We start from the raw sequence: 24,733 nt of genomic DNA, 5'->3' as shown, positions 1-24,733 counted from the left end.
CCTTTAGAGCCCGGCCCGTGACGACGGCAAGGCAACTTCAGGCTGCGGCGATGACACCTTGCAGCTGCTCACGGACCTTGCCGCCGATCGCGCGGTAAATCGCCGCGTGCGGGCCGTCCGGTTCGCTCTCGACCACGGGGGTGCCGGAATCGGACGCGGTCCGGATGGCGATGTGCAGGGGAATTTCGCCGAGGAATGGCACCCCGAGCTTCTCGGCCTCGTGGCGGGCGCCGCCATGGCCAAAGATATCCGAGCGCGCGCCGCAATGCGGGCACTGGAAATAGCTCATGTTCTCGACGATGCCGAGCACCGGCACGTTGACCTTCTTGAACATCGCAAGTCCGCGCCGGGCGTCGATCAGCGAGAGGTCCTGCGGGGTCGAGATGATGACGGCACCCTTGAGCGGGACGTTCTGCGCCAGCGTCAGCTGGGCGTCGCCGGTGCCGGGCGGCATGTCGACCACCAGCACGTCGAGCGTGCCCCAGGCGACGTCGCGCAGCATCTGGGTGATCGCGGACATCACCATGGGCCCGCGCCAGATCATCGCGGTGTCCTCCTCGACCAGAAAGCCGATCGACATGATCGACAGGCCGAAGCGCTGCAGCGGGATCATCTTCTTGTCGTCGTTGAGCTGCGGCTTCTCGCGGATACCGGTCAGCCGCGGCACCGACGGGCCGTAGATGTCGGCGTCGAGCAGCCCGACGCGCAGGCCGAGGTCGCGCAGGCCGAGCGCGAGGTTGAGCGCCGTGGTCGACTTGCCCACCCCGCCCTTGCCCGAGGCAACCGCGATCACGGCGGAGATGCCGGGAATCTCGGCCTGGCGGGCCATCGGCGATTGCGCGCCGGGCGGATGCGGATGCCGGTGCGCGGACGCCGGCGGTACGCCGCCGGCCGGCCGCGGCGCAGGCGCCGCAGCGCCCGCCTTGCGCTCCGCGGTCAGCGCGATCATCGCCACGCTGACGCCGGGAATGGCGCGCACGGCGTTCTCGGCCTGCGCACGCACGCTTTCCCAGGCGCGGGCCTCCGCTGCGTCAACGTTGATCGAGAAGAACACCTTGCCGTCGGTGACCGTGATCGCCGACAGCACATTGGCGTTGGTCAAGGCTGTGCCGCGCGGCGACATCACCTTGGCAAGGCAATCGAGAACCTGTTGCTGCGTCACGCTCACCGCGCATCTCCCGGAAAATTCAAGAGAGCACCCATAGAGCGTTGCAGCGCAAAAGGCTACCTCGCTCCGACGTCGTCCCGCCGCTCGGCCGGCGCTGCCGAGCCGCCTTCCTTGGCGGCCTCGTAGTTGAGCTCGATCATGACCCCGTTGGGGTCGTTGACGAAGATCTGCCAGAGGTCGCCGCCGGGAACCTGGCGCGAGTCGAATTCCATGCCCTTCGACTCCAGCCGCTGCCTCATCCCGTCAAAGCCCTGGCTGGCAAAGGCGACGTGGTGGACGACGCCGGAATCCGGCTTTTGCGCCTCGCTGGTCTGCGAAATATCGACCAGATGCACGACCGCCTTGCCCTCACTGTACATCCATGCGCCGGGGAACGCGAAGTTCGGCCGCGCGCCCTTTTCCAGGCCCAGAATGTCCTCATAGAACCGCACCGTGGCGGCGAGATTCCGGGTCCGGATATTGAAATGATCGAGCACACCCACGCTCATGCCCATGCGAGACACTCCCATTTTTGTGAAGTTCTTTGGTGGGGCGATCCTAGCACAAAACCGGGGTCTGCCATCCAACGAAGGCGTTGCCCTCCGCTGCGCAGGGGGTATGGTGCGGCTCCTTCCATGGACGGAATGCCCTGCCCGCCGCGACGTTTTCCGGCGATCTCAAGTGGCGATCACCACGGCAAATCACAGAACCCAAGGTAACAGATATGGCTAAAGTCGCTTTTCTCGGTCTCGGCGTGATGGGTTTCCCGATGGCGGGACACCTCGTGAAAAAGGGCGGCCATGAGGTCACCGTTTACAACCGGACTGCGGCGAAGGCGAAGGAATGGGCCGACAAGTTTGGCGGCAAGACGGCGCCGACGCCGAAGGCCGCCGCCGAAGGTCAGGATTTCGTGATGTGCTGCGTCGGCAATGACAACGACCTGCGCGCGGTCACGATCGGCCCCGACGGCGCCTTCGCCGGGATGAAGAAGGGCGCGACCTTCGTCGATCACACCACCGCCTCCGCCGAGGTCGCCCGCGAGCTAGACGCCGCCGCTACCAAGGCCGGCTTCAAGTTCGTCGACGCGCCGGTGTCCGGCGGCCAGGCCGGCGCCGAGAACGGCGTGCTGACGGTAATGTGCGGCGGCAGCGCGGACGCCTATGCCGGCGCCGAGCCGATCATCACCGGCGCCTATGCGCGGATGTGCAAATTGCTCGGGCCCGCAGGCGCCGGCCAGCTGACCAAGATGGTCAACCAGATCTGCATCGCCGGCCTCGTGCAGGGCCTCTCCGAGGGCATCCACTTCGCCAAGAAGAGCGGCCTCGACGTCGCGGCCGTGATCGAGACCATCTCCAAGGGCGCGGCGCAGTCCTGGCAGATGGAGAACCGCTACAAGACCATGAACGAGGGCAAGTACGATTTCGGCTTTGCGGTCGAGTGGATGCGCAAGGACCTCTCGATCGCGCTGGCCGAAGCCCGCCGCAACGGCGCCACGCTGCCGGCGACCGCCCTGGTCGACCAGTTCTATGCCGAGGTCGAGAAGATGGGCGGCAAGCGCTGGGATACGTCGAGCCTGCTCGCCCGCCTGCAGCGCTAGCCGCTCGCGCACGGCCAAGGTGTCCCGCGCCCGCGGGTCACCTGCCATGCGGTGTTGCCTGCCAAATTCCGCTCCCTCGCGCGCTGTCGACGGCTAAATATAGCGGTCGCTTGAAACCCGCCGTCGATGCCGCGTGCCCGAGAGGAAAGCGAGACGACCGTGCAATATCTGGTGTGGTCGCTCCCGTTCGTCGTCGTCGCGGCGCTGATCGCCACGGGACGTGCGTCCTCCACCATGGTGGGATTGTTCGGTCTCGTCAGCTCGCTGATTGTCGCCATGGCGGCGCCACCGCACCCTTTTGGCGGTTACGATGCACTCGGCGCGATTGCGCGTGGCGGATGGCTGGCGCTGCTCGTCGGCGCCGTCATTCTTGGAGGATTATTCTTCCGCGAGGTGGTCTCGGAGCACGGCGCGGCCGGCAATCCGCCACCGGTCACGCCGGAGCGGCGCCGCAAGCAGCTCTACACAACGTGCTTTCTGATCGGCCCGTTCGCGGAGGGAGCGACCGGCTTCGGCGTCGGTCAGGTCACGGTTGCGCCGATCCTCAACGGCATCGGGCTTGTGCCGCTCCATGCCATCCTGTTCGGGCTGTTCAGCCAGATGATGGTGTCATGGGGCGCGATGGCCAACGGCACGATCGTCGGCTCGCAACTGTCAGGGATTACGCCGACCGACCTCGGCGTGCACAGCGCTCTCCTCACCGTCCCGCTGCTGCTGGCCTGGCTCGGCCTGTTCTGGCGCATCGCCGCCATCGCCAAGGTTCCCGGGACGACGCTTGATTTCATCGGCGAGGCGCTGTGCACGATCGCGGCCGGCGGGCTGCTGGTCGCCGCCAACGCTCTGTTCGGTCCGGAGGTCGCCGCCCTGGCGGCCCTTGGACCGCTGATCGTCGCAAGATTCCTGTTGAACGGCCGGCCCGATCGCGAGCAGTGGCGCTCGGCGCTGCGCGTCGGGCTGCCCTACGTCGCGCTGATCGCCATCCTGATGGCGACGCGCGCGATCACGCCGCTGAACGAATGGCTGCGCCTTGCGCTCGCGGTGCGGCCGTTTGCCGACGGCCCGGCCTGGTTTCCCCTGCTGCATCCGGGCTCCTGGCTGCTCGTGGTCGGCCTTTCCACGACGATCGCGATGCGACGGCCGGCAGCCGCTGCGCTCGGACGCGCATGGAGCCGGGGCCGCAAACCCATCCTCACCATCGGCTGCTTCCTCGCGATGGCGCAGGTGATGGCCGCATCGGGCCTCGCCGACGGCCTCGCGAGGGGCCTGAGGTCGGCGCTTGGCCCGCTCGCCGTTCTGGCGACGCCCCTGTTCGCCGGGCTGTTCGGATTCCTGACCGGCAGCAGCAACGCCGCCAACGGCCTGTTGATGCCAGCCCAGATCGCGCTCGCCAGGGACGCCGCGCTCAGCCTGCCCTGGCTCGGCGCAATCCAGAACACCGCAGCCGCGGCCCTGACCATGCTGTCGCCGGTGCGGGTCGCGGTCGGCTGCGCGCTGGCCGGAAAGCCCGATCTCGAGCGGACCGTGTATCTGCGCGGCTGGCCGCTCGGTGCGGTTCCGCTCGCGATCCTGGTGGGTGCGGCGGCGCTGCTGCTGGTGAGATGGTGAGATCCATCGCGCGCCACGGCGCCCACGCAAAAGTTAATTTAACCCCCCGTTAACGAGTTTCTTTAGCTCTTTAAGTCATCGCTTAATGATTTGGCGTCACAGATAGACAATGCAAAAAGCCCGCGCGGTTCGCGGGCAGGATTTGTGTTGTTTATGAGTAATCCCGCAGAAAAGCCTGAAGTTGTACAGCTTCCGGCAAGCCCCCAGGTGGCGTCGCCGGTGAATAGCCGGCGTGCCGCCGCGCAGCGGGTGCGTGAGGCGCGGGATCGGTTAACGTCAACCAGTGGAACCCGCCCGGCGTTCGACGCCGAACTGCTCCGGCAATACGCCCAGACCCGGATGTCGGCGTCCTACGTCGTGATGCTGCTCGTGGTGGCGACCGGCGTGCTGTTTGGCCTCTGGATGCAGCCGATCGTGGCCGGCGCCTGGACCGTCGGCATCCTCGCCGTCCATCTCGCGATCATCCGCAGCTGCGCCCGCTTCCTCGCCGAGCCCCCCTCGGTCGCGGTGACCCGCAAATGGCGGACCCGCTTCGTGCTGCTCGACCTGCTCTACGGCCTGTGCTGGACCGCGATCCTGATCCACCCCGCCGGGCGCGATCTCGCCTCCAACACGCTGATGATGTTCCTGATGCTGCTGGTGATCGCGGTCTCCAGCATGCTGGCGGCGAGCCTGCCGATCGCGGCACTCGCGGCGACCGTTCCAGTGACGGTCGGCATCGCGCTCGATCTCGTGCTCAACGGCGCGTTCGACAATTACGTGCTGGCGCTGCTCGCGCTTGCCGCCGAGGGCTATTTCGCGCTGCTCGCGCACCGCCTGCATTCGACCACGCTGGCGACGCTGGAAGCCCGCGCCGAAAAGGACGCGCTGATCGGCGAACTGGAACAGGCCAAGGCGATCTCCGACGAGGCGCGGCACCGCGCCGAATCCGCCAACGTCGCCAAGTCGCGCTTCCTGGCCCAGATGAGCCACGAACTGCGCACGCCGCTTAACGCCATCCTCGGCTTCTCCGAGGTGATGAAGAGCGAGATTTTCGGCGCGCATGCCGTTGCGGTGTACAAGGAATATTCCGCCGACATCCATAATTCCGGCGTACACCTGCTCAATCTCATCAATGAGATCCTCGACCTGTCGCGCATCGAGGCCGGCCGTTACGAGCTGAACGAAGAAGCCGTGGCACTGGTGCATGTCGTCGCCGACTGCCACCATCTCTTGAAGCTGCGTGCCTCCAGCCGCGGCATCACGATCCACGAAGTGTTCGAGCACGGCATGCCCAGGATCTGGGGCGACGAACGCGCCATCCGCCAGGTCGTGCTCAACCTGCTCTCCAATTCAATCAAGTTCACGCCGCAGGGCGGCGAGATCTGGCTGAAGGTCGGCTGGACCGCATCGGGCGGGCAATATCTGAGCGTCAAGGATACCGGAAGCGGCATCGCCGAGGACGAGATCCCGGTCGTGCTGGCCTCGTTCGGTCAGGGCTCCAACTCGATCAAGTCGGCGGAACAGGGTGCAGGCCTTGGCCTGCCGATCGCGAAAAGCCTGATCGACATGCATGGCGGCACCTTCACGCTGAAATCGAAGCTGCGCATCGGCACCGAGGTGATCGTGACCTTGCCGCCGGAACGGGTGATGAGCGCGCTGGCGCCAATGGCGGAAGAATCGCCGCCGATGCAGCCGGAGCCCGCGGAGCCCACGATGGGCGCCGACCGCACACGTGTGCGCCGCAGGGCGATCATGAGTGCCGGCACCGGATTGTAGCAGCATGGCGCGGGAGACCATGCTCACGACAAAAAGCTGAGGCGTGATGACAGTATCGCGCTTCGGTCGGCTTGCACCAGCGGCTGAAACCGTTCAACACTGGAAGAATGAGCTCAGAAACGCCGTGTATCGCAGTCTGCATGATGGACCCCAAAACGAAGCTCTGCTTCGGCTGTGGCCGCACGCTTCCGGAGATCGCGCGCTGGCACAAGATGGACCGCACGGAGCGGCTGACGGTGATGGCGACGTTGCCGGCCCGCATGGCGGACGCCGGGCTCGAGCGCATGGAGCCGCATCCGAAGCGCGCCTGATCGGCGCAGCCGCCGGAGACGCACCGTGACCCGCATCCTCCTCGTCATCCTGCTGCTGATGACGACCGCCGGCGCCGTCGTGACCTATGGCGATCCCGACCAGATCGCGCGCGCGAGGGAAAATCTCAACCAGATCCTCGGTCGCAGCAGCACCATTGCGTCGGCCCCCGCCTCTGCCCCCGCAGTGCAGATCGCACGCGGCCAGGGCGGTGAGTTCGCGTTCCGCGCCAAGATCAACGGCGTCAGCGCGCCGATGGTGATCGACACCGGCGCGACCTCGGTGGTGCTGACCTGGGAAACCGCCAAGGCGATCGGGCTGCCGACCGACATGCTCGAATACAATGTGGACCTCGAGACCGCCGGCGGTCACACCAAGGCGGCGCGGCTGACGCTCGATCGGCTCGCGGTCGGCAAGCTGGTCGAGAAATCGGTGCCGGCGCTGGTGGTGCAGCGCGGGCAGATGAAGACCAACCTGCTCGGCATGAGCTTCCTCGATCGGCTCGAGAGCTGGGGCGTCCGCTCCGACACGCTGTCGCTGACCGGATACCCCGACGTCACCGGCAGTATCACCCCCTCAAGCCGTCACCGGCGCCCGCGCACCGCCGTCGACTAAAGCATGATCCGGAAAAGTGCGAAGCGGTTTTCCGAAAAGATCATGCTCAAACAAACGCCGGATCAACTCCCGCATCTTGCAAGAATGATCCGCAGCCGCAGCGTCGAAAAACGAAGATTGTACGTCGCATAAAAAATGGCTCTACTGAACCTTACGCGCTGCTTCAGCATGTCGGCACATGATGTCTTTGATAGCAGCACGCTCGGAGGCCAGGACTTCCAATCTCGCACACCAAGCGACAAGGAAATTTCCGAAACCAACGAAAAAATAGCATCAAGCCATTGTTCGGCTGGGGCGGGGCAACCATGAACGTTCGATCTGGCTTCCTAGAATCCATTGGCAATACGCCATTGATCAGACTGCGCGCGGCATCGGAAATCACGGGCTGCGACATTTTCGGTAAGGCCGAATTTCTGAATCCGGGCGGCTCGATCAAGGATCGTGCGGCGCTTGCCATCATCAACGACGCCGAGCAGCGCGGTCAGCTCAAGCCGGGCGGTGTCATCGTGGAAGGCACAGCCGGCAATGTCGGCATTGGCATTGCGCTCGTGGCCAATGCGCGCGGTTATCGTTCCGTGATCGTGATGCCTGACACGCAAAGCCAGGAAAAGAAGGATATGCTGCGGCTATGCGGCGCCGATCTGCGCCTGATGCCCGCGGTACCATCTTCCGACCCCGGCCACTATGCCCGCTATTCCGGTCGCCTCGCTGACGAACTGGGCGCATTCTGGGCAAACCAGTTCGACAACGTCGCCAACCGCGATGGCCACTACCGCACGACCGGCCCTGAAATTTGGGACCAGACAGGCGGAAGGGTCGATGGCTTCACGTGTGCCGTCGGCAGTGGCGGAACGTTGGGTGGAATCGCGCGCGCCCTCAAGGAGCGCAATCCCGACGTGAAGATCGCGCTCAGCGATCCAATGGGTGCCGCGCTCTACAATTGGTTCACAAAGGGCGAGCTGACGACCGAAGGAGAATCGATCACGGAAGGCATCGGCCAGGTCCGTGTGACGAAGAACCTTGAAGGCACACCGATCGACATGGCCTACCAGATCACCGATCAGGAGGCGCTGCCCGTCCTGTTCGACTTGATCGCGCAAGAGGGACTGGTACTCGGCGGTTCGAGCGCGATCAACGTGGTGGGAGCCATGCGGCTGGCACGCGACCTTGGTCCGGGCAAGACCATCGTCACCATCCTCGCGGACGGTGGCCAGCGCTACCAGTCCAAACTCTTCAATCCGGACTTCCTGCGCAAGAAAATTCTCCCGCTGCCACCCTGGATGACGTGAATCGGGAGCGATTTGGCGCGATCGCTTCGCGAACAGCGCTCGCCCGCCGCTAGTGGTCATCATCGTGGATCGACGACGGATGCCGGCACAGCGGCGTGACCCGTATCTCCATGAATGGAAACAGCGGCAGGCCGGACAGGATGTCGTGCAATTCCTGCGGGCCTGACACGTCGAAGACGCTGACATTGGCGTAGCGACCGGCCACCCGCCACAAATGGCGCCAGACGCCCGCGCGCTGCAGCTCCATGGCTCTGATACGTTCGGCCTGCTTCAACGCGTCGGTTCGCTCAGTCGGGAGATCGTGCGGAATCCGCACTTCCATTTCGACGTGAAACAGCATGACGGTGAACTCTCTCTGCAAGGATGAAGTGGCGCGAAAACGGAACGGAGCCGCCGTGCGATCGCGGCGGCTCCGATAACTGTCTACCAGATCGTCAGCCTTGTCGTCAGCCCTGCACCAGACCGCGGCTGACGAGGTTGATGTCATCGGGATTGATGAGGTCCTTCGCCGTCCAGCCGGAGACGTCGTAGTCGCTCATGCAGTTGCGCACGAAATCCTGCATCGCCCCGAGGTCGCCGGTGGCGCTCGCGGCCATCAGCGTCTCGACGCGCAGGTTCTCGTAATTGCCCGCATAGTTGCGCTCGTAGAGTTCATGCCGGCCGCCGAACTCCGAGCCGATCGCGTCCCAGAGCAGCTTGAGCAGCTTGATCCGGTCGATCGCGGCATAGCCGTTGGAACCGCGCACAAAGCGGTCGAGATAGGGCCGGATCGCCTCGCTCTCCAGATCGGCCGAGCTCGACGGCAGATAGATCAGGCCGCTCGCGACATGGCGCTCGATCAACTCCTTGATCCGCGGATACGCCATCGGCGCGAACACGCGATAGGCCAGCCCGTAGTTCAGGTTGGGTAGATTGTAGCCCTCAGTCCCCTGCCATGCGATCGGCGATTTCACCATCGCATCGGAAATGCCGTGGAACAGATTGCGCCAGGCGATCACCTCGCCGACGGCCGTCTGCACGCCGCGGAAATCCTTCGACCCGGTCGCCTCGACCGCCATCGAGAACTCCGGCGATGAAGTCGAGCTTGACGGCAAGCCGCGTCACACCGTGCAGGGTGAACCGCGGCACGAAGCCCGACGCCGGGAAGAACTGGTTGATCTTGTCGACGTCGCCATAGATGAAGACGTTCTCCCAGGGCACCAGCACCTTGTCGAAGACCAGGATGGAGTCGTTTTCGTCGAAGCGGCTCGACAGCGGATAGTCGAACGGCGAGCCGGTCGCGGCCGCGGTGAATTCGTAGGACGAGCGCGCGATCAGCTTGACGCCCTTGGCGTCCATCGGGGCCGTGAAGATCAGCGCGAACGACTTGTCCTTGATCGGGATGCCGTAATGCGCGATGAAATTGTAGTGCGTCAGCGCCGAGCCGGTCGCGACCACCTTTGCGCCTGAGACGATCAGGCCTGCATCGGTCTCCTTCTCGACATGCATGAAGACGTCGCGCACATCCTCGATCGCGCGGTCGCGATCGATCGGCGGATTGACGATGGCGTGATTCCAGAAATCGAGCCGCTCCTGGGTCCGGGCATACCACTTCCGGGCGTTGCCGGCATACTCGCCGTAGAAGCCCGAATTCGCGCCGAGGAATGCCGCCTTGTAGTCGGGCGAACGGCCCATCCAGCCGAACGCAACCTTCTGCAATTCGGCGATCGCATCGCGCCCCCTGATCAGATCGTCGGCCGTTCGCGACCCCAGGAAGAACGGATGGGTCAACTGTCCCGAGCCGGTATCGGTCAGGACGCCGATCTGATCCTTCTTCTCATGAAAGCGGTCGTACCAGCGCGCGACCATCCGCGCCGAATTGCGGAAGGCGGGATGCGCCGTGACGTTCTTGACGCGCTCGCCGTAGATGTAGATGTAGATTTAGATTTCGCGGCCGTCCTGGATGCTGTCCAGGAATTCCGCGCCGGTATAGACGCTGGTGGTTGACACAGGCGCATCAGCCCGCAGGGCAGCTGCTGTAGTCATGAACGTTTCTCCTCCGCTTGTGTGGTGGGACCGGCGGAGTTGCCACACCGGCCCGGGACCATCTCGTCACGCTCTTGGTCGGCGTGACATCGGGGGAAACGCTACGCGCTGAGCGGGAGCGGGCGAAAGGTATCACACCATACCGCGCGGACCGCCGCGGCTCGGGCTATGACTCGGGTGGCACGGACCTGACGGCAATGACCGTCCGGCCGATGCAACGCCGTAGCTGACGCAGCAATTGCACAGCACGGCAAGGGAGCGAAACCGGAGCGAACCATGGGCCAAGGTTTGGGCAAGGTTTTTGACAGCACGGCTGTCGCTTTCCATCGCGATGGAGAATTGGCCCTCGACGCCTGCGTCGTGACGGTCGGCGCGTTTGACGGCGTCCACCGCGGTCATCAGGAACTGCTCCGGCAGACGATCGCGGCGGCGCGACGCTGCGGCGTTCCGGCCGTGGTCTACACCTTCGATCCGCCGCCAAAGGTCTATTTCGGCCAGGCCGAGCCGCTGATATCGCTGCGCGAAAAGCTCGAGCGCATCGCAACATTCGCGCCGGACCACATCGTCGTGGCCGGTTTCGACCAAATCTACGTCCGGCGCAGCGCGGCCGATTTCCTCGCCGAGTTGCAGCGTCTGCAGCCTCGCGAGGTGATCGTCGGCGAGGATTTTCGCTTCGGATTTTGCAAGGGCGGCACCGCGCAGCTGCTGCGGCAACACTTCAATACGCGTGTTCTGCCGCCGGTGCGCTGCGGCAATGGCGAGATCGTGTCGAGCAGCCGCATCCGAAGCTTGCGGCGGTCCGGTCTTGCCGCCGCCGCAGCGGCGCTGGAAAACTGGCGGGATTCGTGACCGCGCCACCGGCCAATCGATCCGCTCTCGCCCAACTCGAGGTCGCAAGCCAATGACCGCCATCGATCCGCGAGAACTGCGCAATGCCTGTGGCCAGTTCGGCACCGGCGTCACCATCATCACGACGCATTGCGAGGGACGCGACCACGGCATGACGGCCAACGCCTTCATGTCGGTGTCGCTCGAGCCGCCGCTGGTCGCGATCTCGATCGCGAAAAGCGCGAAGATGCTTGGCAACATCCAGAAGACCGGCCGCTTTGCGGTCAGCGTCCTTGCCGAGGGGATGGAGGATCTGGCCTGGCATTTCGCCGGCAAGCCCAGGCTCGACCTCTGCGACGTGTTCGAGCGCCGCAACGAGCTGCCCGTCATCGCCAACGCAGCGGCGTATTTCGTGACCGATCTTGCCGATGAGATCATCGCAGGAGATCACACCATCTTCCTCGGCCATGTCCGCGAGATGGCGCTCGAGCAAAGCAAGAAGCCGCTGCTGTTCTTCCGCGGCCGTTTCGGCGGGCTTGCCGATCCACACCCCGCGCCCGCGATGCTGGAGAATGCCGGCTACGAATTCGTCTGGTGAGACCACCAACCGAGATTCCCGAAACGGGGATGCAAGTTCGATCAAACTGCAAGAAAAGGAGGAAACGACCATGCTGAACGTCAACAAGGACACCATCACCGACCACGTGATCGCCGCGCTCGCGAAGGACATTCCGGACCGCAACCGTCAGATCATGACCAGCCTGATCCGCCACATGCACGATTTCTGCAAGGAGGTCGACCTGACCTTCGCCGAGTGGTTCGCCGCCTGCGAATTCCTGCGCCGCGCCGGCGATATCTCGGACGAGAAGCGCAACGAGTTCATCCTGATCGCGGATATTCTCGGCGTCGAGGTGCTGGTCGACATGCTCGATCACCGCGTCACCGACGGCGAGAGCGAGTCCACCGTGCTCGGACAGTTCTACCGGGAAAATCCGCCGGTGCTGGCCAAGGGCGCCTCCATCATCAAGAAGTCGTTCGACAACGCGCAGACCGTGAGAGTCAGCGGACGCATCAGCGACACCGCGGGACGGCCGATCGAGGGTGTCACCATCGACGTCTGGGAGGACGCGCCGAACGGGCTCTATGACCTGCAAGACCCCGAGCAGCCGGCCTACAATCTGCGCGGCCGGTTCACGACCGACGCCAACGGCGAATATGCCTTCGTGGCGCTGCGCCCCGAGCCCTACCCGATCCCCTATGATGGGGCCGGCGGCGAGCTCCTGAAATACATGGGCCACCATCCCTGGCGTCCGGGCCACATCCACTTCATGCTCTCGAAGGACGGCTATCAATCGTTGATCTCGCAGATTTACGATTCCGAGACCAAGTACCTCGACAACGACTCGGTGTTTGCCGTGAAGCAGAGCCTGATCGGCAAGTTCAGCAAGGCCCCGGCCGGCGCCGACACCGACCTCGTTCTCGACTTCGACTTCAAGCTCAAGAAGGCGGCGGTCGAGCGGCTGGTCGCGGCCGAGTGATGCGCGTGATGCCCAGCCAGGCCCTTCGACAGGCTGGCTGGGCCCATTTGAACTGACCTGTGAGGACATATGAGTCGTGCCTTGATCGACATCGCCGAGCCCGTGCAACACGTGCCCCCTCTCGCGAAAGACACCACGATCCGCAGTATCCGCGCGACCATCGTGGAGGCGCCGACCCGCCGCCGCCACAAGCTTTCCAACACCGAAGTCACGCATCAGGGCTATGTGCTGGTCCGTGTCCTGCTCGACAATGGCGTGTCGGGTATCGGCGAAGCCTCGACGCTGGGCGGGCCGCGCTGGGCCGAGGAGAGCGTTGAATCGATCAAGGCCGCGGTCACGAATTATCTGGCGCCGGTGCTGCTGGGACAGCCTGCCCTCGCCTTCGAAGCCAATGCGCTGCGCATGAGCAAGGCTGCGACCCGCAATTTCGCGGCCAAGGGCGCCATCGAATCCGCCCTGCTTGACGCCGCCGGGAAGACGCTTGGCCTGTCCGCCAGCGCCCTGCTCGGCGGCGCGGTGCGCGCGCGCATGGAGGTGATCTGGGCGCTGGCTTCGGGCGACAGCGGCCAGGAGCTGGAGGAAGCCAAGGAGAAGCTGCGCCGCCGCGAGCACCGCCAGTTCAAGATCAAGTTCGGCTTCAACCGGCCGCAGGCCGATCTGAAGCGGCTGCAGGCGCTGCGCGCCGGCCTCGGTGACGAGGTACAGCTGATCGTCGATATCAACCAGGGCTGGACCGAGGCCGAATGCATCCGCTTCATGCCGGCGCTGGAGGAGCTGGACGTCGCTCTGGTCGAGCAACCGGTGTCCGCGCTGCAGCTGGAAGCCATGGCGCGTGTCGCGGCACGCACCTCGATCCCGCTGCTGATCGACGAAGCCGCTTTCACCAAGGACGAAATCGCCCGAACCGCCACGATGGGCTGCGGCAGCGTCTACTCGTTGAAGCTCGTCAAAAGCGGCGGCCTGTTCGAGATGAAGCGCGCCGCGGCGGTCGCGGCCGCGCACGGCCTCGAGCTCTATGGCGGTTGTCTGCTGGAGAGCAGCATCGGCGCGGCTGCGCATCTCGCCGCATTCGCCACCCTGCCCAGGCTCGAATGGGGGAGCGAGCATTTCGGTCCGCGGATTCTCGTGGAGGATCTCGTCGTCAACCCGATCAGGTTCGACGAGTTCGAGATTTGCGTCCCCGATGGCCCCGGCCTCGGCGTCGAGGTCGACGAGGACAAGATCCGCGCCTTCGCCCGGAAGGATTAGGCAGATGGCGTCGTCCCCGCGGACAATTGACAATCCAGGGATGCCCGCTCAGTCTTCCCGCTGGAACCATCGTCTCGATCAAGCGCTGATGACCACGCGGTATCAAACCCGGCAGGCCCTCCCCGCAGCTTCCGCGGAAGCGCGCGAACCAATGTCCGGCTAGCCGTGACCGACCGCGACGATGTCATGGATCTGAGGCGACTGGTCTACTTCGTCGCCGTCGCCGAGGAATTGCATTTCGGCCGCGCCGCATCGCGGCTCGCGATCGCCCAGCCGCCGCTCAGCCGGCAGATTGCGCAGCTGGAGAGCGATCTCGGCGTCATCCTGATCGACCGTAAGCGCGCATTTTACTGCACGGGCTGCGCGCGCGGCTGGCCGCGGCGTCGCGTGGCGCCGGGGCCCAGCGGGATCATCGGAACGGCTTGATTGATCCTGAGCGTTTGACGGTCAGCCGCTGTCGTTGTCAGCTGGCAGGTTTTTTTGAGCGGTGCAATTGAACGGCAACAGATCTTCGATATCGGCGTCTGGCGCGCGTTGGGGCAATTCGGTGAGCGCGTGACGTAGCCATGCATAGGGATCGACGCCGCATGCCCGGCATGTCAGCACCAAACTGTAGATCACGGCGCTTGCCTTGGCGCCGGCAACGGTGTCGCTGAACAGCCAACTTTTTCGTCCGGTGCAAAACGGCCTGATGTCGCGCTCCAGAACATTGTTATCGATCGGGGCGAGACCGTCACTGGTGTAACGGGTCAGATAATCCCATTGGTTGCGTGCATAGGCGATCGCCTTGCCGGTCAAGCTTTCGGGTAGCACCTTCGGCGCCTGGTCGTCGAGCCAGGTCCGGAAGGCGGCCAATACCGGCAGGCTATGCTGCTGGCGCAGCCGCAAGGTGTATGCGGCGCGCGTTTCGCCGTCGGGCGGCGTCTGGCGCGCCACCCTCTCGACCTCGTACAACGCCTCGAAGAACTTGAGCGCCTGCAATGGCGGACCGCCAGGCTTTGTCCTGGCCTTGAGCGCATCGGTAAATTTCCTGCGCGCATGCGCCATACAGCCGAGATGGGTCGCGCCTGTCAGCGTGCGCCAGGCGTCATAGCCGTCGCTCATCAACAAGCCGCGATAGCCGGCCAGGAAGGCCTGAGGATGTTGCTGGCCGCGACCGGGCTGGTAATCGAACAGCACGACCGGCTGCGCGCAGTCCTGGCCGCTGCGATAGGCCCACATGAAGGATTTGGCCTGCGCATCACGGCCGTCCTCTTTAAGAACCTGGACCCAGGTTTCGTCGCCGTGGACCAGGGGCTGCGACATGAGCTTTTGCTGTAGCGCGTCATAGACCCGATGCAGATGCAACTCGCTCGCCCGGATCACCCAGTTGCCCAGCGTCCCGCGGCTGATGCTGACGTCGGCGCGCCCCAGCGCGTCCGCCACACGGTACAGCGGCGTGCCGTCGACGTATTTGTTGGCGAGCACCAGCGCCAGCGTCGATGGCGTGGCGACGCTACCCGGCAGCGGCTGCGCCGGCATCGGCGCGGTCACAATCGGGGTGTTCAGCGCGGTGCGCTCGCAGTGACGGCAGGCATATTTGAACCGCACATGTTGCAGCACCGACGCCTTGACCTCGACGTGCAACTGCTCGGTGACGGTCTCGCCCATCCGATGCATCCGATTATGGCAGCACGGACAGTCCTTTTGATCCTCACCCAGATCGTGTTCGACGCGTTGGCGCGGCAGATCGTCAGGCAGCGGCTTGCGGCCGCGTGCCTTCGGCGCCGGCTTTGGAGCCTCCGGCAATCCCGTGTCCGGCACGGCGACCGCCTCGACATCGTCGTCGTCCCGGCTTTCAGCGGCGGCCTGCTCGGCTTCGTTGAAGATGCGCTCCTTGAGCTTTTCGCTCTTCGGCGCATACCGGTGCAGGCGCTCCAGGCGCAACTGCTCCTCTAGATGCAGCACGCGTTGTGCGAGTTTCTCGTTTTCGGCCTTCAGCGCCGCGATCTCGGCCGCGTGCGCCGCGATCAAGGCTTCCAGTTCGTGCGTCGTGGGCTTGCGACTCATCGGAGTCTTGAATCGAAGTCATGCCGCCGCGTCAACCGGGCTCCCATGTCTTCGTCATGTCTTCGGCCGCGTCATCTGAGAACGGCCATGCCGAAGCCCGATGACGCCGCCCGCATCGAACACGCTCAGCCCACGCTCTGATATTGCCGCACCGGATGACGACGCACCGCCGCGATGTTGATGCCGTCAAGCAGCCAGTGCAGCTCCTCCGTCGTCAGCGTCAGCACCGCCTCCTGACTTCGGGGCCAGTGGAATCTGTCGGCCTCCAGCCGCTTCAGCAGCATCCAAAATCCTGACCGATCATAAATCAGCAGCTTGATCCGGTCGCGGCGACGATTGCAGAACGCGAACACCGCGCGCTGGAACGGATCCAGCCCCATCGACTGCTCGACCACGATCGCCAGGCTGTTGATGCCCGCCCGGAAGTCAATCGGTTCGCGGTGAAGGTAGACCCGAAGATCAGACGCCAGTCGGAACATCGCAACGCCCCAGCGCTTCAATCACCGCCGACAGCAACTGCGCGTCGCCGCCTTCCAGCGAAAGCGTCACGCCGTTGGGCATCGATGCCGTCAGCCGCCCTGCACAGGATCGCTCCGTCGCGCAAACCGCAATCGCGCCAGCAGATCGAGTTGGCGACGGCGACGGCGCGCGAACCGGAATAAAGGCTGGCGCAATCGGCGCCCGCGCCTCCGGCTGGCCATCCCCGTTCTGAAGTTGTCGCTTGGCCACCCACTTGCGCAGCAGGTTCGCGTTCACGCCGTGTTGCAGCGCAAGCCCCGCCAGCGACACGCCAGACTGCAGACAGGCCTCGACCAGCCGCTGTTTGCTGGCCGGATCATAGCGACGCCGGCCATTGCGCAACACGCCGACCGTCTCAAGTCTCAAAGGTTCTTCTGGAGTGATCATCGATCGTGTCCACCTCGCTCATGGTGGACACCTCATCCCATCCCCGCGCTCAACTGCATAGGTGCGTAGAAAGGAGCGCTTACGATCGACCGGAGCCGCAGCCAGATCCGCTTGACCCAGGCCGGCAGCGTCCTGCTGGAGCGCGCGCGCGACGTGCTGGAGCGGCTCGATCGAACGCACCGCGAGATCAAGCGGATCGGAGAAGGCTTTTCCGGTCACCTGCGCGTCGCCTTCGTCGGATCGGCGACCTATGGCGTGCTGCCCAATGTGATCAAGGCGTTTCGTTCGGCCTATCCCGACGTCGAGCTCGCGCTGTCGGCGATGAACAATGCCGAACAGAAGCGTGCCGTGATCCAGCGCGAGATCGACATCGCCGTCGCCCGCCCCTCGCTCGACGACGAGGAACTGAAGTCGGAGCCGCTGCTGCAGGAACCGTTGATCCTCGCTTTGCCCGACACCTCGCCGCTGCTCGAACAGCAGGTCACGCTTCTGTCGGCGCTCAAGGCCGAGACATTTATCCTCTACCCGCGCAAGCCGCGCCCGAGCTTCGCCGACCACATCCTCAACATCTGTCTCGAAGAGGGTTTTATTCCGAAATCGCAGGTGCTGGCGCAGGACTATCAGACCGCGATCAGCCTGGTGTCGGTCGGCGTCGGCATCGCGCTGGTGCCGAAATCAGTCTCGCAATCGGAACGCCCCGGCGTCACCTACCGCGCCTATGAGGGGCACAATCCGGGCACCGCGCTGTCGCTGAACTACCGGCGCGACAACCGGATGCCCCACCTCTTCAATTTCCTGAAGGTCGCGCAGGAGGTGACGCGGCGTCAGCGCAAGTCGTAATTGGCGCGCTCAGGCCGCGACCGCCGCAGGCGCGCGATCGTCAACACGCGCGATCGCATCGCGCAGCACGTCGATGTCAGCGCCCGGCCGAACGCCGTTCTCCGCCAGATGCCTGCGGAAGGCGCGCGCGCCGGGGACGCCATGGAAGGCGCCGACGAAATGGCGCGTGATCGAATGCAGCCGCGTGCCTTCGGCCAGTTGCCGCTCGATATAGGGCAGCATCGCCGCGAACACGTCCTTCATCGTCGCGTGCGGCGAAGCTTCGCCGAACAGCTCGGAATCGACTGACAGCAACCGCCACGGCTCCTGATAGGCCGCCCGCCCCAGCATCACGCCATCGACATGCGCCAGATGCTGTTTGGCCTCGGCGAGGCTCGTGATGCCGCCGTTGATGATGACGGGCACATCCGGCAAGGCCGCCTTGAGGCGATAGACGCGATCATAGTCGAGCGGCGGGATGTCGCGGTTCTCCTTCGGCGACAAGCCGTTCAGCCAGGCCTTGCGTGCGTGCACGACGAGCGCGTCCGCGCCGGCGGCGATCACACCGCGGGCGAGCGTATCGAGCGCGACCTCCGGATCCTGGTCGTCGATGCCGATCCGGCATTTCACCGTGACGGGGACCTTCACCGCGCGCTTCATCGCCGCAACGCCTTCGGCGACCAGCGCGGGCTCCGCCATCAGACAGGCGCCAAAGCGGCCATCCTTCACCCGATCCGAGGGGCAGCCGACATTGAGATTGATCTCGTCGTAACCAAACTCCTCGCCGATCGTTGCTGCGGTCGCAAGATCGCGCGGATCGGAACCGCCGAGCTGCAGCGCCACCGGATGCTCGCTGGCGTCGAAGCCGAGCAACCGCGCCCGGTCGCCATGGATCACGGCGCCGGTCGTCAGCATCTCCGTATAAAGCCGCGCCCGCCGCGACATCAGGCGATGGAAGATGCGGCAATGCCTATCGGTCCAATCCATCATCGGCGCAATGGAGAATTTGTATTTCATCTCAATTGCTTAATCACAACACCGGCGCAATGCAATGATGTTTTCGGAAACCCTGCCCGTCCGATCTGCGCCATAAAGCTGCGGAGCAATGTCCGGCCAAACCGAAATATCGAAAACAACCCCATGCAAAGTAGGATCGCAGCCGCAGGGACGCTTCGGGCGACGCGAAGACGTTTGAAGTTGCTCCACAGCAAATACGAAATGATCGATGGCCCGCAGGACCACCGATCATCGTAAAATCTCGGCAATGTCTAGACCCGATCCCGCCGTCGTCCCAAGGTCAGATGGTCGGGGTGACCTGAGCAGAGCCCATCGTTGCGTAGGGCCACCCGCCGCCCGCCACTTTGTCCAGCGAGGTGTCGCTGAGCGCATCAGACGTCGTCGAGGTTTGCGGTGCCGTGTTCTGAGCGCCGTCCTTGCTGCTCTCGAGAGATTCCGCTTGCGCCGTTGAATTCGTGTCCTGCCCACTGGTCATGTTCAATCTCCGCCTTCATCAATGCTGATCGAGTCAACCCGACGTTGAGGATGCCGTGCTGGTCTTGTTTCGTAAGGATTTCAAGGGCCGGGGAAATTGTTTCCCCGACGTCGCGCTTTGTTTCGCGGCATCGCGCTTGGGCGATGGGCCATTCCCCACCGATGCGCGGCGGAGCGCTTTCGGCTAGCCCGTCGGGCCGTTGGCGCTGTAGCTGGCGCGCGCGGCACTACTGAACGGCCAAGAGCCGCCTGACACTTTGTCCAGGGAGCTGTCGCTGAGCGCATCAGCCGCCGGCGAGACTTGGGACGCCGTGTTCTGGGCGCCGTCCTTGCTGCTCTCGAGAGATTCGGCTTGCGCCGTTGAATTCGTGTCCTGCCCACTGCTCATATTCAGTCTCCACTTTCATCAATGCTGGCCGGTGAGGCCCAAGGTCAGATGGTTTTGTTGTATGTGCTGCTGCATTACGGCCGGCCAAAGCCCGCCCGACACATCGTCCAGCGCGCCATCGCCGAGGGCATCCTTCCTCGGCGTCGACGAAATCTTGGTCTCCGCACCCTCCTTGAGGTTCTGAGGAGGTACAACGTCGCCTCTCGAATTCGTGTCCTGCTTATCGGTCATGTTCAATCTCCACCTTCATCAATGCTGATTGGTTAGCTGCCGTTAGCTCGAACCGTCGTTGGCTCTGGTGCTTTCCCGGTCAGCCCCCCTTGCCCGAGCTGATGTAGCTGGCAGATGCAGTGGTACCGTACGGCCAAGCGCCGCCCGACACATCGTCCAGCGCGCCATCGCGGAGCGCATCCTTCTCCGGCGTCGAGGAAATCTTGTTCTGCGTGCCGTCCTTGAGGCTCTCGCGAGGTCGGGCCGCCGCCTTCGAATTCGCATCCTGCTTGTTGGTCATGTTCAATCTCTACCTTCACCAAGGCTGATTGTTAGCCCGCCATTGCTTCAAGTCGTCGGCTCAGACGCTTTCTCGGTCAACCTCCGCCGCCTGTGGCGCCGATGCTGGCACGCACAGCGTTATTATACGGCCAACTGCCGCCTGACACATCGTCCAGCGAGCTGTCGCTGAGCGCATCAGCCGCCGGCGAGACTTGGGACGCCGTGTTCCGAGCGCCGTCCTTGCTGCTCTCGAGAGATTCGGCTTGCGCCGTTGAATTCGTGTCCTGCTTATTGGTCATATTCAATTTCCATTTTAATCAGTGGTGATCGCGATGAGCCGGTTTCCAGACCGATGCGGCACAGCCGCTTCCTCGATCAGCCCCCAGGCGTACCGCCGGATGAATAGCTGCTTGTCAAGTACGGCCAAGCGCCGCCTGACACATCATCCAGCGAACTGTCGGCGAGTGCATCAGACGTCGTCGAGATTTCGGATGTCTTGTTCTCGGCGCCGCCCTTGCTGCTCTCGAGAGATTCCGCTTGCGCCGTTGAATTCGTGTCCTGCCCACTGGTCATATTCAATCTCCACCTTCATCGATGCTGATCGGGCCAACCCGACGTTGAAACGCTACGCTGGGCTTATTTCCTGGGTATTTCGAGTGCGCGGGAAAACGGTTTACCGAGCGGTTAGCCCCCCGGCGTCCCCCCGGATGAAGCCGTGTTGGTGTAGTACGGCCAAGCGCCGCCCGACACATCGTCCAGCGCGCCATCGCGGAGCGCATCCTTCTCCGGCGTCGAGGAAATCTTGTGCTGCGTACCGTCCTTGAGGCTCTCGCGAGGTTCGGCCCCCGCCTTTGAATTCGCATCCTGCTTGTTGGTCATGTCCAATCTCTACCTTCATCGAAGCTGATTGGTTAGCCACCGTTCGTGGGGCGGTAGACGCTGCTCGAGAAAGTATTGAGGGGCCAACCGCCGCCCGACACATCGTCCAGCGAGCCGTCGCTGAGCGCATCAGCCACCGGCGAGACTTGGGAGGCTTGATTTTGCGCGCCGTCCTTGAGGCTCTCGCCAGGTCCGGCGTGCCCTTTGGAATTCGTGTCCTGCTGATCGGCCATGTTCAATCTCCAACTCTGATCAATGCCAAGCGCTATGGCCGGACGTCAGAACCCGTGGGTCGGAGGCACGCGACCGCCGGACACATCGTCCAGCGAACCGTCGCTGAGTGCATCCTTTTCAGACGTCGAGATTTGGGATGCTTTGTTCTGAGCGGCCTCTTTGAGGCTATCGAGGGATTTGGCTTCCGGCTTGGAATTCGCGTCCTGCTTATTGGTCATGCTCAATCTCCAATTCAAATGATGATCTTCTAAGCCCTAAGTCGCGACGCGCCGATGGCGTCATTTCCTTGATAATTAAGGGCTTAGGAAACCGATTTCCCCGGCGTCGCCCTTTGTTTCCTACGCTTGAGAGGGAAAGCTACCGCTGGATCCATTTGCGAGCGATACGGCAGATGCCGTATTTCGTCGTCGGTCACGGGGAAGTGTCGAAAGGTCCCCTCGTCGAAAGGCCTCCCCTTCGAAAGGCCCTGCCTTCGATCTCAGGATCTGGCGTCCCTCATCGCGACCTCCTCCACCAGCTTGAGCAGGCGGTCGAATCGCTCGCCCGCGATCGACACCTGGTCGAGCACGGCAGGATCAAGCTCGTCCTTCAACCGGGTCGTCTCGTCGCCGAGACCGCTTTCCTGCTCGCCGTAGGCCATCCTGCGCTCGGTGGCGCGCAGGCGGTCCGACAGCAGGATGGCCAGCGCGCGATAGAAGCGGCTGGCAAAGGCGTGATCTCCCGCGAGCTTTCGTTTCAGGAGCTGCTTGTCCAGGAACAGGGCAACCGAATCGACCTTCGCAGCCACCGTGGCCGAGGGCGGCGCTGAATCGACCAGCGACATCTCGCCGACGAAGTCGCCCGCCTCGAGCTGGGCAATCTCGCCGATGCCGGACACGCTCACGCCCATTCGTCCTTGCAACAGCAGGACGATCGACGAGATCGGCACGCCTTCATCGATCAGGACGTCCTGCCGCCCGATGCCGCGGCGGGCGCCGGCACGGGCCATCCACTCGATGTCGGAGTCATTCAGCACGCCGAATATGAAGAGGACCTTGCGCATATCGGTGCCCCCTAGATCAGTTGACGTTCTGCGAAATCCGCAAACAGGCCCGGCCGCGCCATCAGCTCGGCAAAGCTGCCGGTCTGCACGATCCTGCCGCCGTCCAGTACGACAATCCGGTCCGCCGACTGAACGGTGCTGAGCCGGTGCGCGATGACGACGCGCGTCAGGTTGAACCGTGAGATCGAATCGCTGACGATGGCCTGCGACCGGTTGTCGAGCGCGCTGGTGGCCTCATCCATCAGCAAGAGCCGCGGCCGATGCGCCAGCGCCCGTGCGATCAGCAATCGCTGGCGCTGGCCACCCGAGAGCGTGTTGACGCCCTCTGCAACGAGTGTCTGCATGCCCATCGGCATGGCCTCGAGGTCGCGGTCGAATCCCGCCAGCCGTGCGATCTCCCAGGCCTGGTCAATCGATAGCTGGGCTGCGCCGCAGATGTTTTCATAGACGCTGCCGGAGGCGAGCCTGGAGTTCTGCAGCACGACACCGACGTCGCGGCGCAACAAGCCGACGTCGATGGTCTCGAGCGACTTGCCGTCGACAAAGATCACGCCGGACTCCGGCTTCTCGAACCCGAGAAGCAATCGGAACAGTGTCGACTTCCCGCTTCCCGACGGGCCGACAATGGCGAGGTATTCTCCTGTCCCGACGCTGAGGCTGACATCGTCGAGGATCAGCGGCCCGCTGTCGCCGTAGCGGAACGACACGTTGGCAAACTCGATCGAGCCGCCGATCTCGCCAACCGACTTCCGCTCGTCGCTGATTTCGGTCGCCGTCGAGATGATCGGCTTGATCCGCTCGATCCTCGGGATTGCGACCAGCAGTTCTCCGAGCGCCAGCGCCCACTCGCCGACCGCGGCGAGCGACAGCCCGAACGCCGCATAGAATGCCAGGAACGTACCAAGCTCGTGTACCGGCCGCGCGCCTGAAGTCGTCTGGGCCAGGGCAAAGATGAGCAGCGTCGCCAACGCCGGAAACGCCGCCTCGAGGCTCTTCTGGAGGTTTCCCGCACGCTGCGATGCGATAAAATGGCGCTTCTGCCTGGAAAAGCGCTCGACCCAGATCGAGAGCGCCTGCATGGTCGCATTGGCGATCCGCAGTTTTCCGACGCCGGTGAGGAGTTGTAGCACCAGCCCCTCCAGCCATCCCTGCTGATAAAGGCTCTCGCGCTCCTCCGACAGCCGGACCAGACTGATCGCGACCACCATTGCGACGCGCAGCACGGCGAGCGCCGCGGCCAGCAGGCCGAGCCTGATGTCGAGGATGAGCATCACGGCAAAACTGAAGGCGCTGGACACCAACGCCAGACATCCGCGAATGGCGCGGCCGGTGACGATGGTGCGGACGGCTTCGACACCAAGGGTGCGGTCTGCGAGGTCACCAACAGAGAAGTTGCGGAAAAAACCGGCCGGCATCCGCAGCAGGCGGTCGACCACCGCCGCCTGCAATACCCAGTCCAGCCGGCTCTCAAGCCGAAGCATGGCGATGCCCTGCATCACCTGAAATCCGCCGGTCACCAGCGTCACGACAATGAGCGCGATGGCGCAGATCAGGAGCTGGTCGACCTCCGCGCGCGGAAGCACGGAATCGATCAGCAGCTTGGTCACCAGCGGCGTGGCCAGCGCGAGAAGACCGAGGCACAGGGCCGCCAGAATGATCCGCAGAAGATCCGCCCGGACCGTCGCGGCGCCGAACTTCAGGAGATCGCGGACCGTCAGAGCCCCCGAAGGCAGCGGGCGATAGAACATCACCGCCTCGGGCGCCAGTTCGGCGGCGGTTGCGCGCGTCAATTCACGGCGCGTGCCGGCGCCGGGGTCAACGATGATGTGGCGGCCGCCCGCCCCCGGAAGGATCGCGACGGCCCGCCGGTCTTCGCCGAGAAACGCCACGAAAGGACCGGCACTGTTGCTCCACCAGTCCGCGCGCAGCAACAGCCGCCGCGTCCGCACCCGCGACGCCTCCGCGATCCTCACGGCGCTCGCAAGATCATCATGGTCGAACGCCATATTGGCCGGAGCCTGGAGCGATATGCCCAGCGCTGCTCCGACCTCCCGACAGGCGGCGAGCAGACGGCTAGCACCAACCGCGCCGGGTTGCGTTGATCCGGGCTCGGCAGCAATGATACCGGCAAGCCGATCGACAATGCTGCAGGTCCGTAGCCGGTTGAGGTTCGAGCGCAGGCGCAGGCGGTCGGCCTCCGCGAGGGTTTCCTCGTCGATCCTGCGACACAGGCCTTCCATGACACGTGCATGGAATCGATCAAGCGCGGCCCATATCTCGGCAAGCGGGAATGCCGTGCTGTCCCGCACCACCAGCGTCGCCTCCTCGCGGGCGACGATCCACGTTCCCGGCGGCATCGGCGCGGGGCACTCCCTGGAGCCATGGGGCGCCGGCATCTCCATCACGCCGATGGTCCCACGCTCAATCCCGATCCAGCCGACCCGCCGGCCGGACAGCCTGAGAATGTCGCCGGC

Annotated in this window: 26 protein-coding genes and 2 pseudogenes; 12 read left to right on the top strand and 16 right to left on the bottom strand. The window is 64.2% G+C overall.

Going from position 1 to position 24,733, the window contains the following annotated elements:
• Window positions 1-37 precede the first annotated feature (37 nt).
• Window positions 38-1,168 carry an Mrp/NBP35 family ATP-binding protein gene (locus HAP54_RS33620; protein WP_166294616.1) on the bottom strand — a complete coding sequence of 377 codons (1,131 nt, stop codon included), beginning with the start codon at window positions 1,166-1,168 and terminating at the stop codon, window positions 38-40.
• A gap of 56 nt (window positions 1,169-1,224) precedes the next feature.
• A complete protein-coding gene (locus tag HAP54_RS33615) occupies window positions 1,225-1,662 on the bottom strand; it encodes a VOC family protein (protein WP_414646158.1) in 438 nt (145 codons plus the stop codon).
• Between the two features lie 209 nt (window positions 1,663-1,871).
• Here HAP54_RS33615 and HAP54_RS33610 point away from each other — a divergent pair, with 209 nt between their 5' ends.
• The 6 genes from HAP54_RS33610 to HAP54_RS33585 all read left to right on the top strand — a co-directional run bounded on the left by HAP54_RS33610 (window position 1,872) and on the right by HAP54_RS33585 (window position 8,320).
• Window positions 1,872-2,744: an NAD(P)-dependent oxidoreductase gene (locus HAP54_RS33610; RefSeq protein WP_166294613.1), complete on the top strand. Its 873-nt coding sequence runs from the start codon at window positions 1,872-1,874 to the stop codon at window positions 2,742-2,744.
• Between the two features lie 126 nt (window positions 2,745-2,870).
• The gene (locus HAP54_RS33605) at window positions 2,871-4,349 is read left to right on the top strand and encodes an L-lactate permease (RefSeq protein ID WP_166294612.1); all 1,479 of its coding nucleotides are present in this window, start codon (window positions 2,871-2,873) and stop codon (window positions 4,347-4,349) included.
• Between the two features lie 153 nt (window positions 4,350-4,502).
• Window positions 4,503-6,107, top strand: a complete 1,605-nt coding sequence (locus tag HAP54_RS33600; RefSeq protein ID WP_029078518.1) for a sensor histidine kinase — start codon at window positions 4,503-4,505, stop codon at window positions 6,105-6,107.
• Between the two features lie 107 nt (window positions 6,108-6,214).
• Window positions 6,215-6,418, top strand: coding sequence for a DUF1289 domain-containing protein (locus tag HAP54_RS33595; RefSeq protein ID WP_029078517.1), 204 nt, complete (start codon window positions 6,215-6,217; stop codon window positions 6,416-6,418).
• Between the two features lie 25 nt (window positions 6,419-6,443).
• Window positions 6,444-7,031 (top strand): TIGR02281 family clan AA aspartic protease, encoded by a 588-nt coding sequence (locus HAP54_RS33590; RefSeq protein ID WP_166294610.1) that lies wholly within the window; start codon window positions 6,444-6,446, stop codon window positions 7,029-7,031.
• Between the two features lie 305 nt (window positions 7,032-7,336).
• Entirely contained in the window at window positions 7,337-8,320 is a 984-nt protein-coding gene (locus HAP54_RS33585) for a cysteine synthase A (protein WP_166294608.1), read from the top strand.
• A gap of 49 nt (window positions 8,321-8,369) precedes the next feature.
• On the opposite strand, the gene catC is transcribed toward HAP54_RS33585, so the two are convergent.
• Together catC and HAP54_RS33575 are read right to left on the bottom strand one after the other, a co-directional pair.
• Window positions 8,370-8,660, bottom strand: coding sequence for a muconolactone Delta-isomerase (gene catC / locus HAP54_RS33580; protein ID WP_166294606.1), 291 nt, complete (start codon window positions 8,658-8,660; stop codon window positions 8,370-8,372).
• A gap of 106 nt (window positions 8,661-8,766) precedes the next feature.
• A pseudogene (locus HAP54_RS33575) lies at window positions 8,767-10,345 on the bottom strand (4-hydroxyphenylacetate 3-hydroxylase N-terminal domain-containing protein).
• A 339-nt stretch (window positions 10,346-10,684) separates the two neighbouring features.
• On the opposite strand from HAP54_RS33575, the gene HAP54_RS33570 reads away from it, so the two are divergent.
• The 5 genes and pseudogenes from HAP54_RS33570 to HAP54_RS33550 form a co-directional block, all read left to right on the top strand.
• Window positions 10,685-11,194: an FAD synthetase gene (locus HAP54_RS33570; protein WP_339156784.1), complete on the top strand. Its 510-nt coding sequence runs from the start codon at window positions 10,685-10,687 to the stop codon at window positions 11,192-11,194.
• A gap of 52 nt (window positions 11,195-11,246) precedes the next feature.
• Window positions 11,247-11,771: a flavin reductase family protein gene (locus HAP54_RS33565; RefSeq protein ID WP_166294602.1), complete on the top strand. Its 525-nt coding sequence runs from the start codon at window positions 11,247-11,249 to the stop codon at window positions 11,769-11,771.
• Window positions 11,772-11,841: 70 nt separating this feature from the next.
• Complete coding sequence (locus HAP54_RS33560) at window positions 11,842-12,711, top strand: dioxygenase (RefSeq protein ID WP_166294600.1); 870 nt, start codon at window positions 11,842-11,844, stop codon at window positions 12,709-12,711.
• Window positions 12,712-12,780: 69 nt separating this feature from the next.
• Window positions 12,781-13,959 (top strand): muconate/chloromuconate family cycloisomerase, encoded by a 1,179-nt coding sequence (locus HAP54_RS33555; RefSeq protein WP_166294599.1) that lies wholly within the window; start codon window positions 12,781-12,783, stop codon window positions 13,957-13,959.
• 186 nt (window positions 13,960-14,145) lie between these two features.
• A pseudogene (locus HAP54_RS33550) lies at window positions 14,146-14,304 on the top strand (LysR family transcriptional regulator); the annotation flags it as partial.
• Between the two features lie 102 nt (window positions 14,305-14,406).
• On the opposite strand, the gene tnpC reads toward HAP54_RS33550, so the two are convergent.
• The 3 genes from tnpC to tnpA all read right to left on the bottom strand — a co-directional run bounded on the left by tnpC (window position 14,407) and on the right by tnpA (window position 16,914).
• Window positions 14,407-16,008: an IS66 family transposase gene (gene tnpC / locus HAP54_RS33545; protein ID WP_166205729.1), complete on the bottom strand. Its 1,602-nt coding sequence runs from the start codon at window positions 16,006-16,008 to the stop codon at window positions 14,407-14,409.
• Window positions 16,009-16,133: 125 nt separating this feature from the next.
• Window positions 16,134-16,487: an IS66 family insertion sequence element accessory protein TnpB gene (gene tnpB / locus HAP54_RS33540; protein WP_166205730.1), complete on the bottom strand. Its 354-nt coding sequence runs from the start codon at window positions 16,485-16,487 to the stop codon at window positions 16,134-16,136.
• A complete protein-coding gene (gene tnpA / locus HAP54_RS33535) occupies window positions 16,468-16,914 on the bottom strand; it encodes an IS66-like element accessory protein TnpA (protein ID WP_166205731.1) in 447 nt (148 codons plus the stop codon). The genes tnpB and tnpA overlap by 20 nt, the downstream gene beginning before the upstream one ends.
• 111 nt (window positions 16,915-17,025) lie before the next feature.
• On the opposite strand from tnpA, the gene HAP54_RS33530 reads away from it, so the two are divergent.
• On the top strand, window positions 17,026-17,754 hold the full coding sequence (locus HAP54_RS33530) for a LysR family substrate-binding domain-containing protein (protein WP_224741661.1): 729 nt from the start codon (window positions 17,026-17,028) through the stop codon (window positions 17,752-17,754).
• A 9-nt stretch (window positions 17,755-17,763) separates the two neighbouring features.
• Here HAP54_RS33530 and dusA read toward each other — a convergent pair whose 3' ends face one another.
• The 9 genes from dusA to HAP54_RS33485 all read right to left on the bottom strand — a co-directional run bounded on the left by dusA (window position 17,764) and on the right by HAP54_RS33485 (window position 24,661).
• Window positions 17,764-18,750 carry a tRNA dihydrouridine(20/20a) synthase DusA gene (gene dusA, locus HAP54_RS33525; protein WP_166294597.1) on the bottom strand — a complete coding sequence of 329 codons (987 nt, stop codon included), beginning with the start codon at window positions 18,748-18,750 and terminating at the stop codon, window positions 17,764-17,766.
• Window positions 18,751-19,030: 280 nt separating this feature from the next.
• Window positions 19,031-19,231, bottom strand: a complete 201-nt coding sequence (locus tag HAP54_RS33520) for a hypothetical protein (protein WP_414646157.1) — start codon at window positions 19,229-19,231, stop codon at window positions 19,031-19,033.
• Between the two features lie 399 nt (window positions 19,232-19,630).
• Window positions 19,631-19,843 carry a hypothetical protein gene (locus tag HAP54_RS33515; protein ID WP_224741662.1) on the bottom strand — a complete coding sequence of 71 codons (213 nt, stop codon included), beginning with the start codon at window positions 19,841-19,843 and terminating at the stop codon, window positions 19,631-19,633.
• 79 nt (window positions 19,844-19,922) lie between these two features.
• Window positions 19,923-20,123: a hypothetical protein gene (locus tag HAP54_RS33510; protein ID WP_166294594.1), complete on the bottom strand. Its 201-nt coding sequence runs from the start codon at window positions 20,121-20,123 to the stop codon at window positions 19,923-19,925.
• 665 nt (window positions 20,124-20,788) lie between these two features.
• The gene (locus tag HAP54_RS33505) at window positions 20,789-20,983 is read right to left on the bottom strand and encodes a hypothetical protein (protein WP_166204157.1); all 195 of its coding nucleotides are present in this window, start codon (window positions 20,981-20,983) and stop codon (window positions 20,789-20,791) included.
• Between the two features lie 32 nt (window positions 20,984-21,015).
• On the bottom strand, window positions 21,016-21,216 hold the full coding sequence (locus tag HAP54_RS33500; protein ID WP_166294592.1) for a hypothetical protein: 201 nt from the start codon (window positions 21,214-21,216) through the stop codon (window positions 21,016-21,018).
• A 45-nt stretch (window positions 21,217-21,261) separates the two neighbouring features.
• A complete protein-coding gene (locus tag HAP54_RS33495) occupies window positions 21,262-21,435 on the bottom strand; it encodes a hypothetical protein (RefSeq protein WP_166294590.1) in 174 nt (57 codons plus the stop codon).
• A 260-nt stretch (window positions 21,436-21,695) separates the two neighbouring features.
• Complete coding sequence (locus tag HAP54_RS33490) at window positions 21,696-22,205, bottom strand: cyclic nucleotide-binding domain-containing protein (protein ID WP_248114412.1); 510 nt, start codon at window positions 22,203-22,205, stop codon at window positions 21,696-21,698.
• A gap of 65 nt (window positions 22,206-22,270) precedes the next feature.
• The gene (locus HAP54_RS33485; protein ID WP_166294587.1) at window positions 22,271-24,661 is read right to left on the bottom strand and encodes an NHLP bacteriocin export ABC transporter permease/ATPase subunit; all 2,391 of its coding nucleotides are present in this window, start codon (window positions 24,659-24,661) and stop codon (window positions 22,271-22,273) included.
• Window positions 24,662-24,733: the final 72 nt, after the last annotated feature.

Origin of the sequence: Bradyrhizobium sp. 2S1, from assembly GCF_011516625.5 — a bacterium.
In the GTDB taxonomy this organism is placed as follows: Bacteria; Pseudomonadota; Alphaproteobacteria; order Rhizobiales; family Xanthobacteraceae; genus Bradyrhizobium; species Bradyrhizobium septentrionale.
Note: the sequence above shows the minus strand (reverse complement) of the source record. Positions and strands in the feature narration are given on the sequence as shown.

Excerpts from the sequence above, each read along its gene's own strand:
- catC (WP_166294606.1), bottom strand. The coding sequence starts at position 8,660 with ATGCTGTTTCACGTCGAAATGGAAGTGCGGATTCCGCACGATCTCCCG.
- HAP54_RS33600 (WP_029078518.1), top strand. The coding sequence starts at position 4,503 with ATGAGTAATCCCGCAGAAAAGCCTGAAGTTGTACAGCTTCCGGCAAGC.
- HAP54_RS33490 (WP_248114412.1), bottom strand. The coding sequence starts at position 22,205 with ATGGCCCGTGCCGGCGCCCGCCGCGGCATCGGGCGGCAGGACGTCCTG.
- HAP54_RS33555 (WP_166294599.1), top strand. The coding sequence starts at position 12,781 with ATGAGTCGTGCCTTGATCGACATCGCCGAGCCCGTGCAACACGTGCCC.
- HAP54_RS33560 (WP_166294600.1), top strand. The coding sequence starts at position 11,842 with ATGCTGAACGTCAACAAGGACACCATCACCGACCACGTGATCGCCGCG.
- HAP54_RS33605 (WP_166294612.1), top strand. The coding sequence starts at position 2,871 with ATGCCGCGTGCCCGAGAGGAAAGCGAGACGACCGTGCAATATCTGGTG.
- HAP54_RS33615 (WP_414646158.1), bottom strand. The coding sequence starts at position 1,662 with ATGGGCATGAGCGTGGGTGTGCTCGATCATTTCAATATCCGGACCCGG.
- HAP54_RS33595 (WP_029078517.1), top strand. The coding sequence starts at position 6,215 with ATGAGCTCAGAAACGCCGTGTATCGCAGTCTGCATGATGGACCCCAAA.
- tnpB (WP_166205730.1), bottom strand. The coding sequence starts at position 16,487 with ATGTTCCGACTGGCGTCTGATCTTCGGGTCTACCTTCACCGCGAACCG.
- HAP54_RS33515 (WP_224741662.1), bottom strand. The coding sequence starts at position 19,843 with ATGACCGATAAGCAGGACACGAATTCGAGAGGCGACGTTGTACCTCCT.
- tnpA (WP_166205731.1), bottom strand. The coding sequence starts at position 16,914 with ATGATCACTCCAGAAGAACCTTTGAGACTTGAGACGGTCGGCGTGTTG.
- tnpC (WP_166205729.1), bottom strand. The coding sequence starts at position 16,008 with ATGAGTCGCAAGCCCACGACGCACGAACTGGAAGCCTTGATCGCGGCG.
- HAP54_RS33610 (WP_166294613.1), top strand. The coding sequence starts at position 1,872 with ATGGCTAAAGTCGCTTTTCTCGGTCTCGGCGTGATGGGTTTCCCGATG.
- HAP54_RS33565 (WP_166294602.1), top strand. The coding sequence starts at position 11,247 with ATGACCGCCATCGATCCGCGAGAACTGCGCAATGCCTGTGGCCAGTTC.
- HAP54_RS33510 (WP_166294594.1), bottom strand. The coding sequence starts at position 20,123 with ATGACCAACAAGCAGGATGCGAATTCGAAGGCGGCGGCCCGACCTCGC.
- HAP54_RS33585 (WP_166294608.1), top strand. The coding sequence starts at position 7,337 with ATGAACGTTCGATCTGGCTTCCTAGAATCCATTGGCAATACGCCATTG.
- HAP54_RS33505 (WP_166204157.1), bottom strand. The coding sequence starts at position 20,983 with ATGACCAACAAGCAGGATGCGAATTCAAAGGCGGGGGCCGAACCTCGC.
- HAP54_RS33485 (WP_166294587.1), bottom strand. The coding sequence starts at position 24,661 with ATGGAGATGCCGGCGCCCCATGGCTCCAGGGAGTGCCCCGCGCCGATG.
- HAP54_RS33500 (WP_166294592.1), bottom strand. The coding sequence starts at position 21,216 with ATGGCCGATCAGCAGGACACGAATTCCAAAGGGCACGCCGGACCTGGC.
- dusA (WP_166294597.1), bottom strand. The coding sequence starts at position 18,750 with ATGAAATACAAATTCTCCATTGCGCCGATGATGGATTGGACCGATAGG.
- HAP54_RS33495 (WP_166294590.1), bottom strand. The coding sequence starts at position 21,435 with ATGACCAATAAGCAGGACGCGAATTCCAAGCCGGAAGCCAAATCCCTC.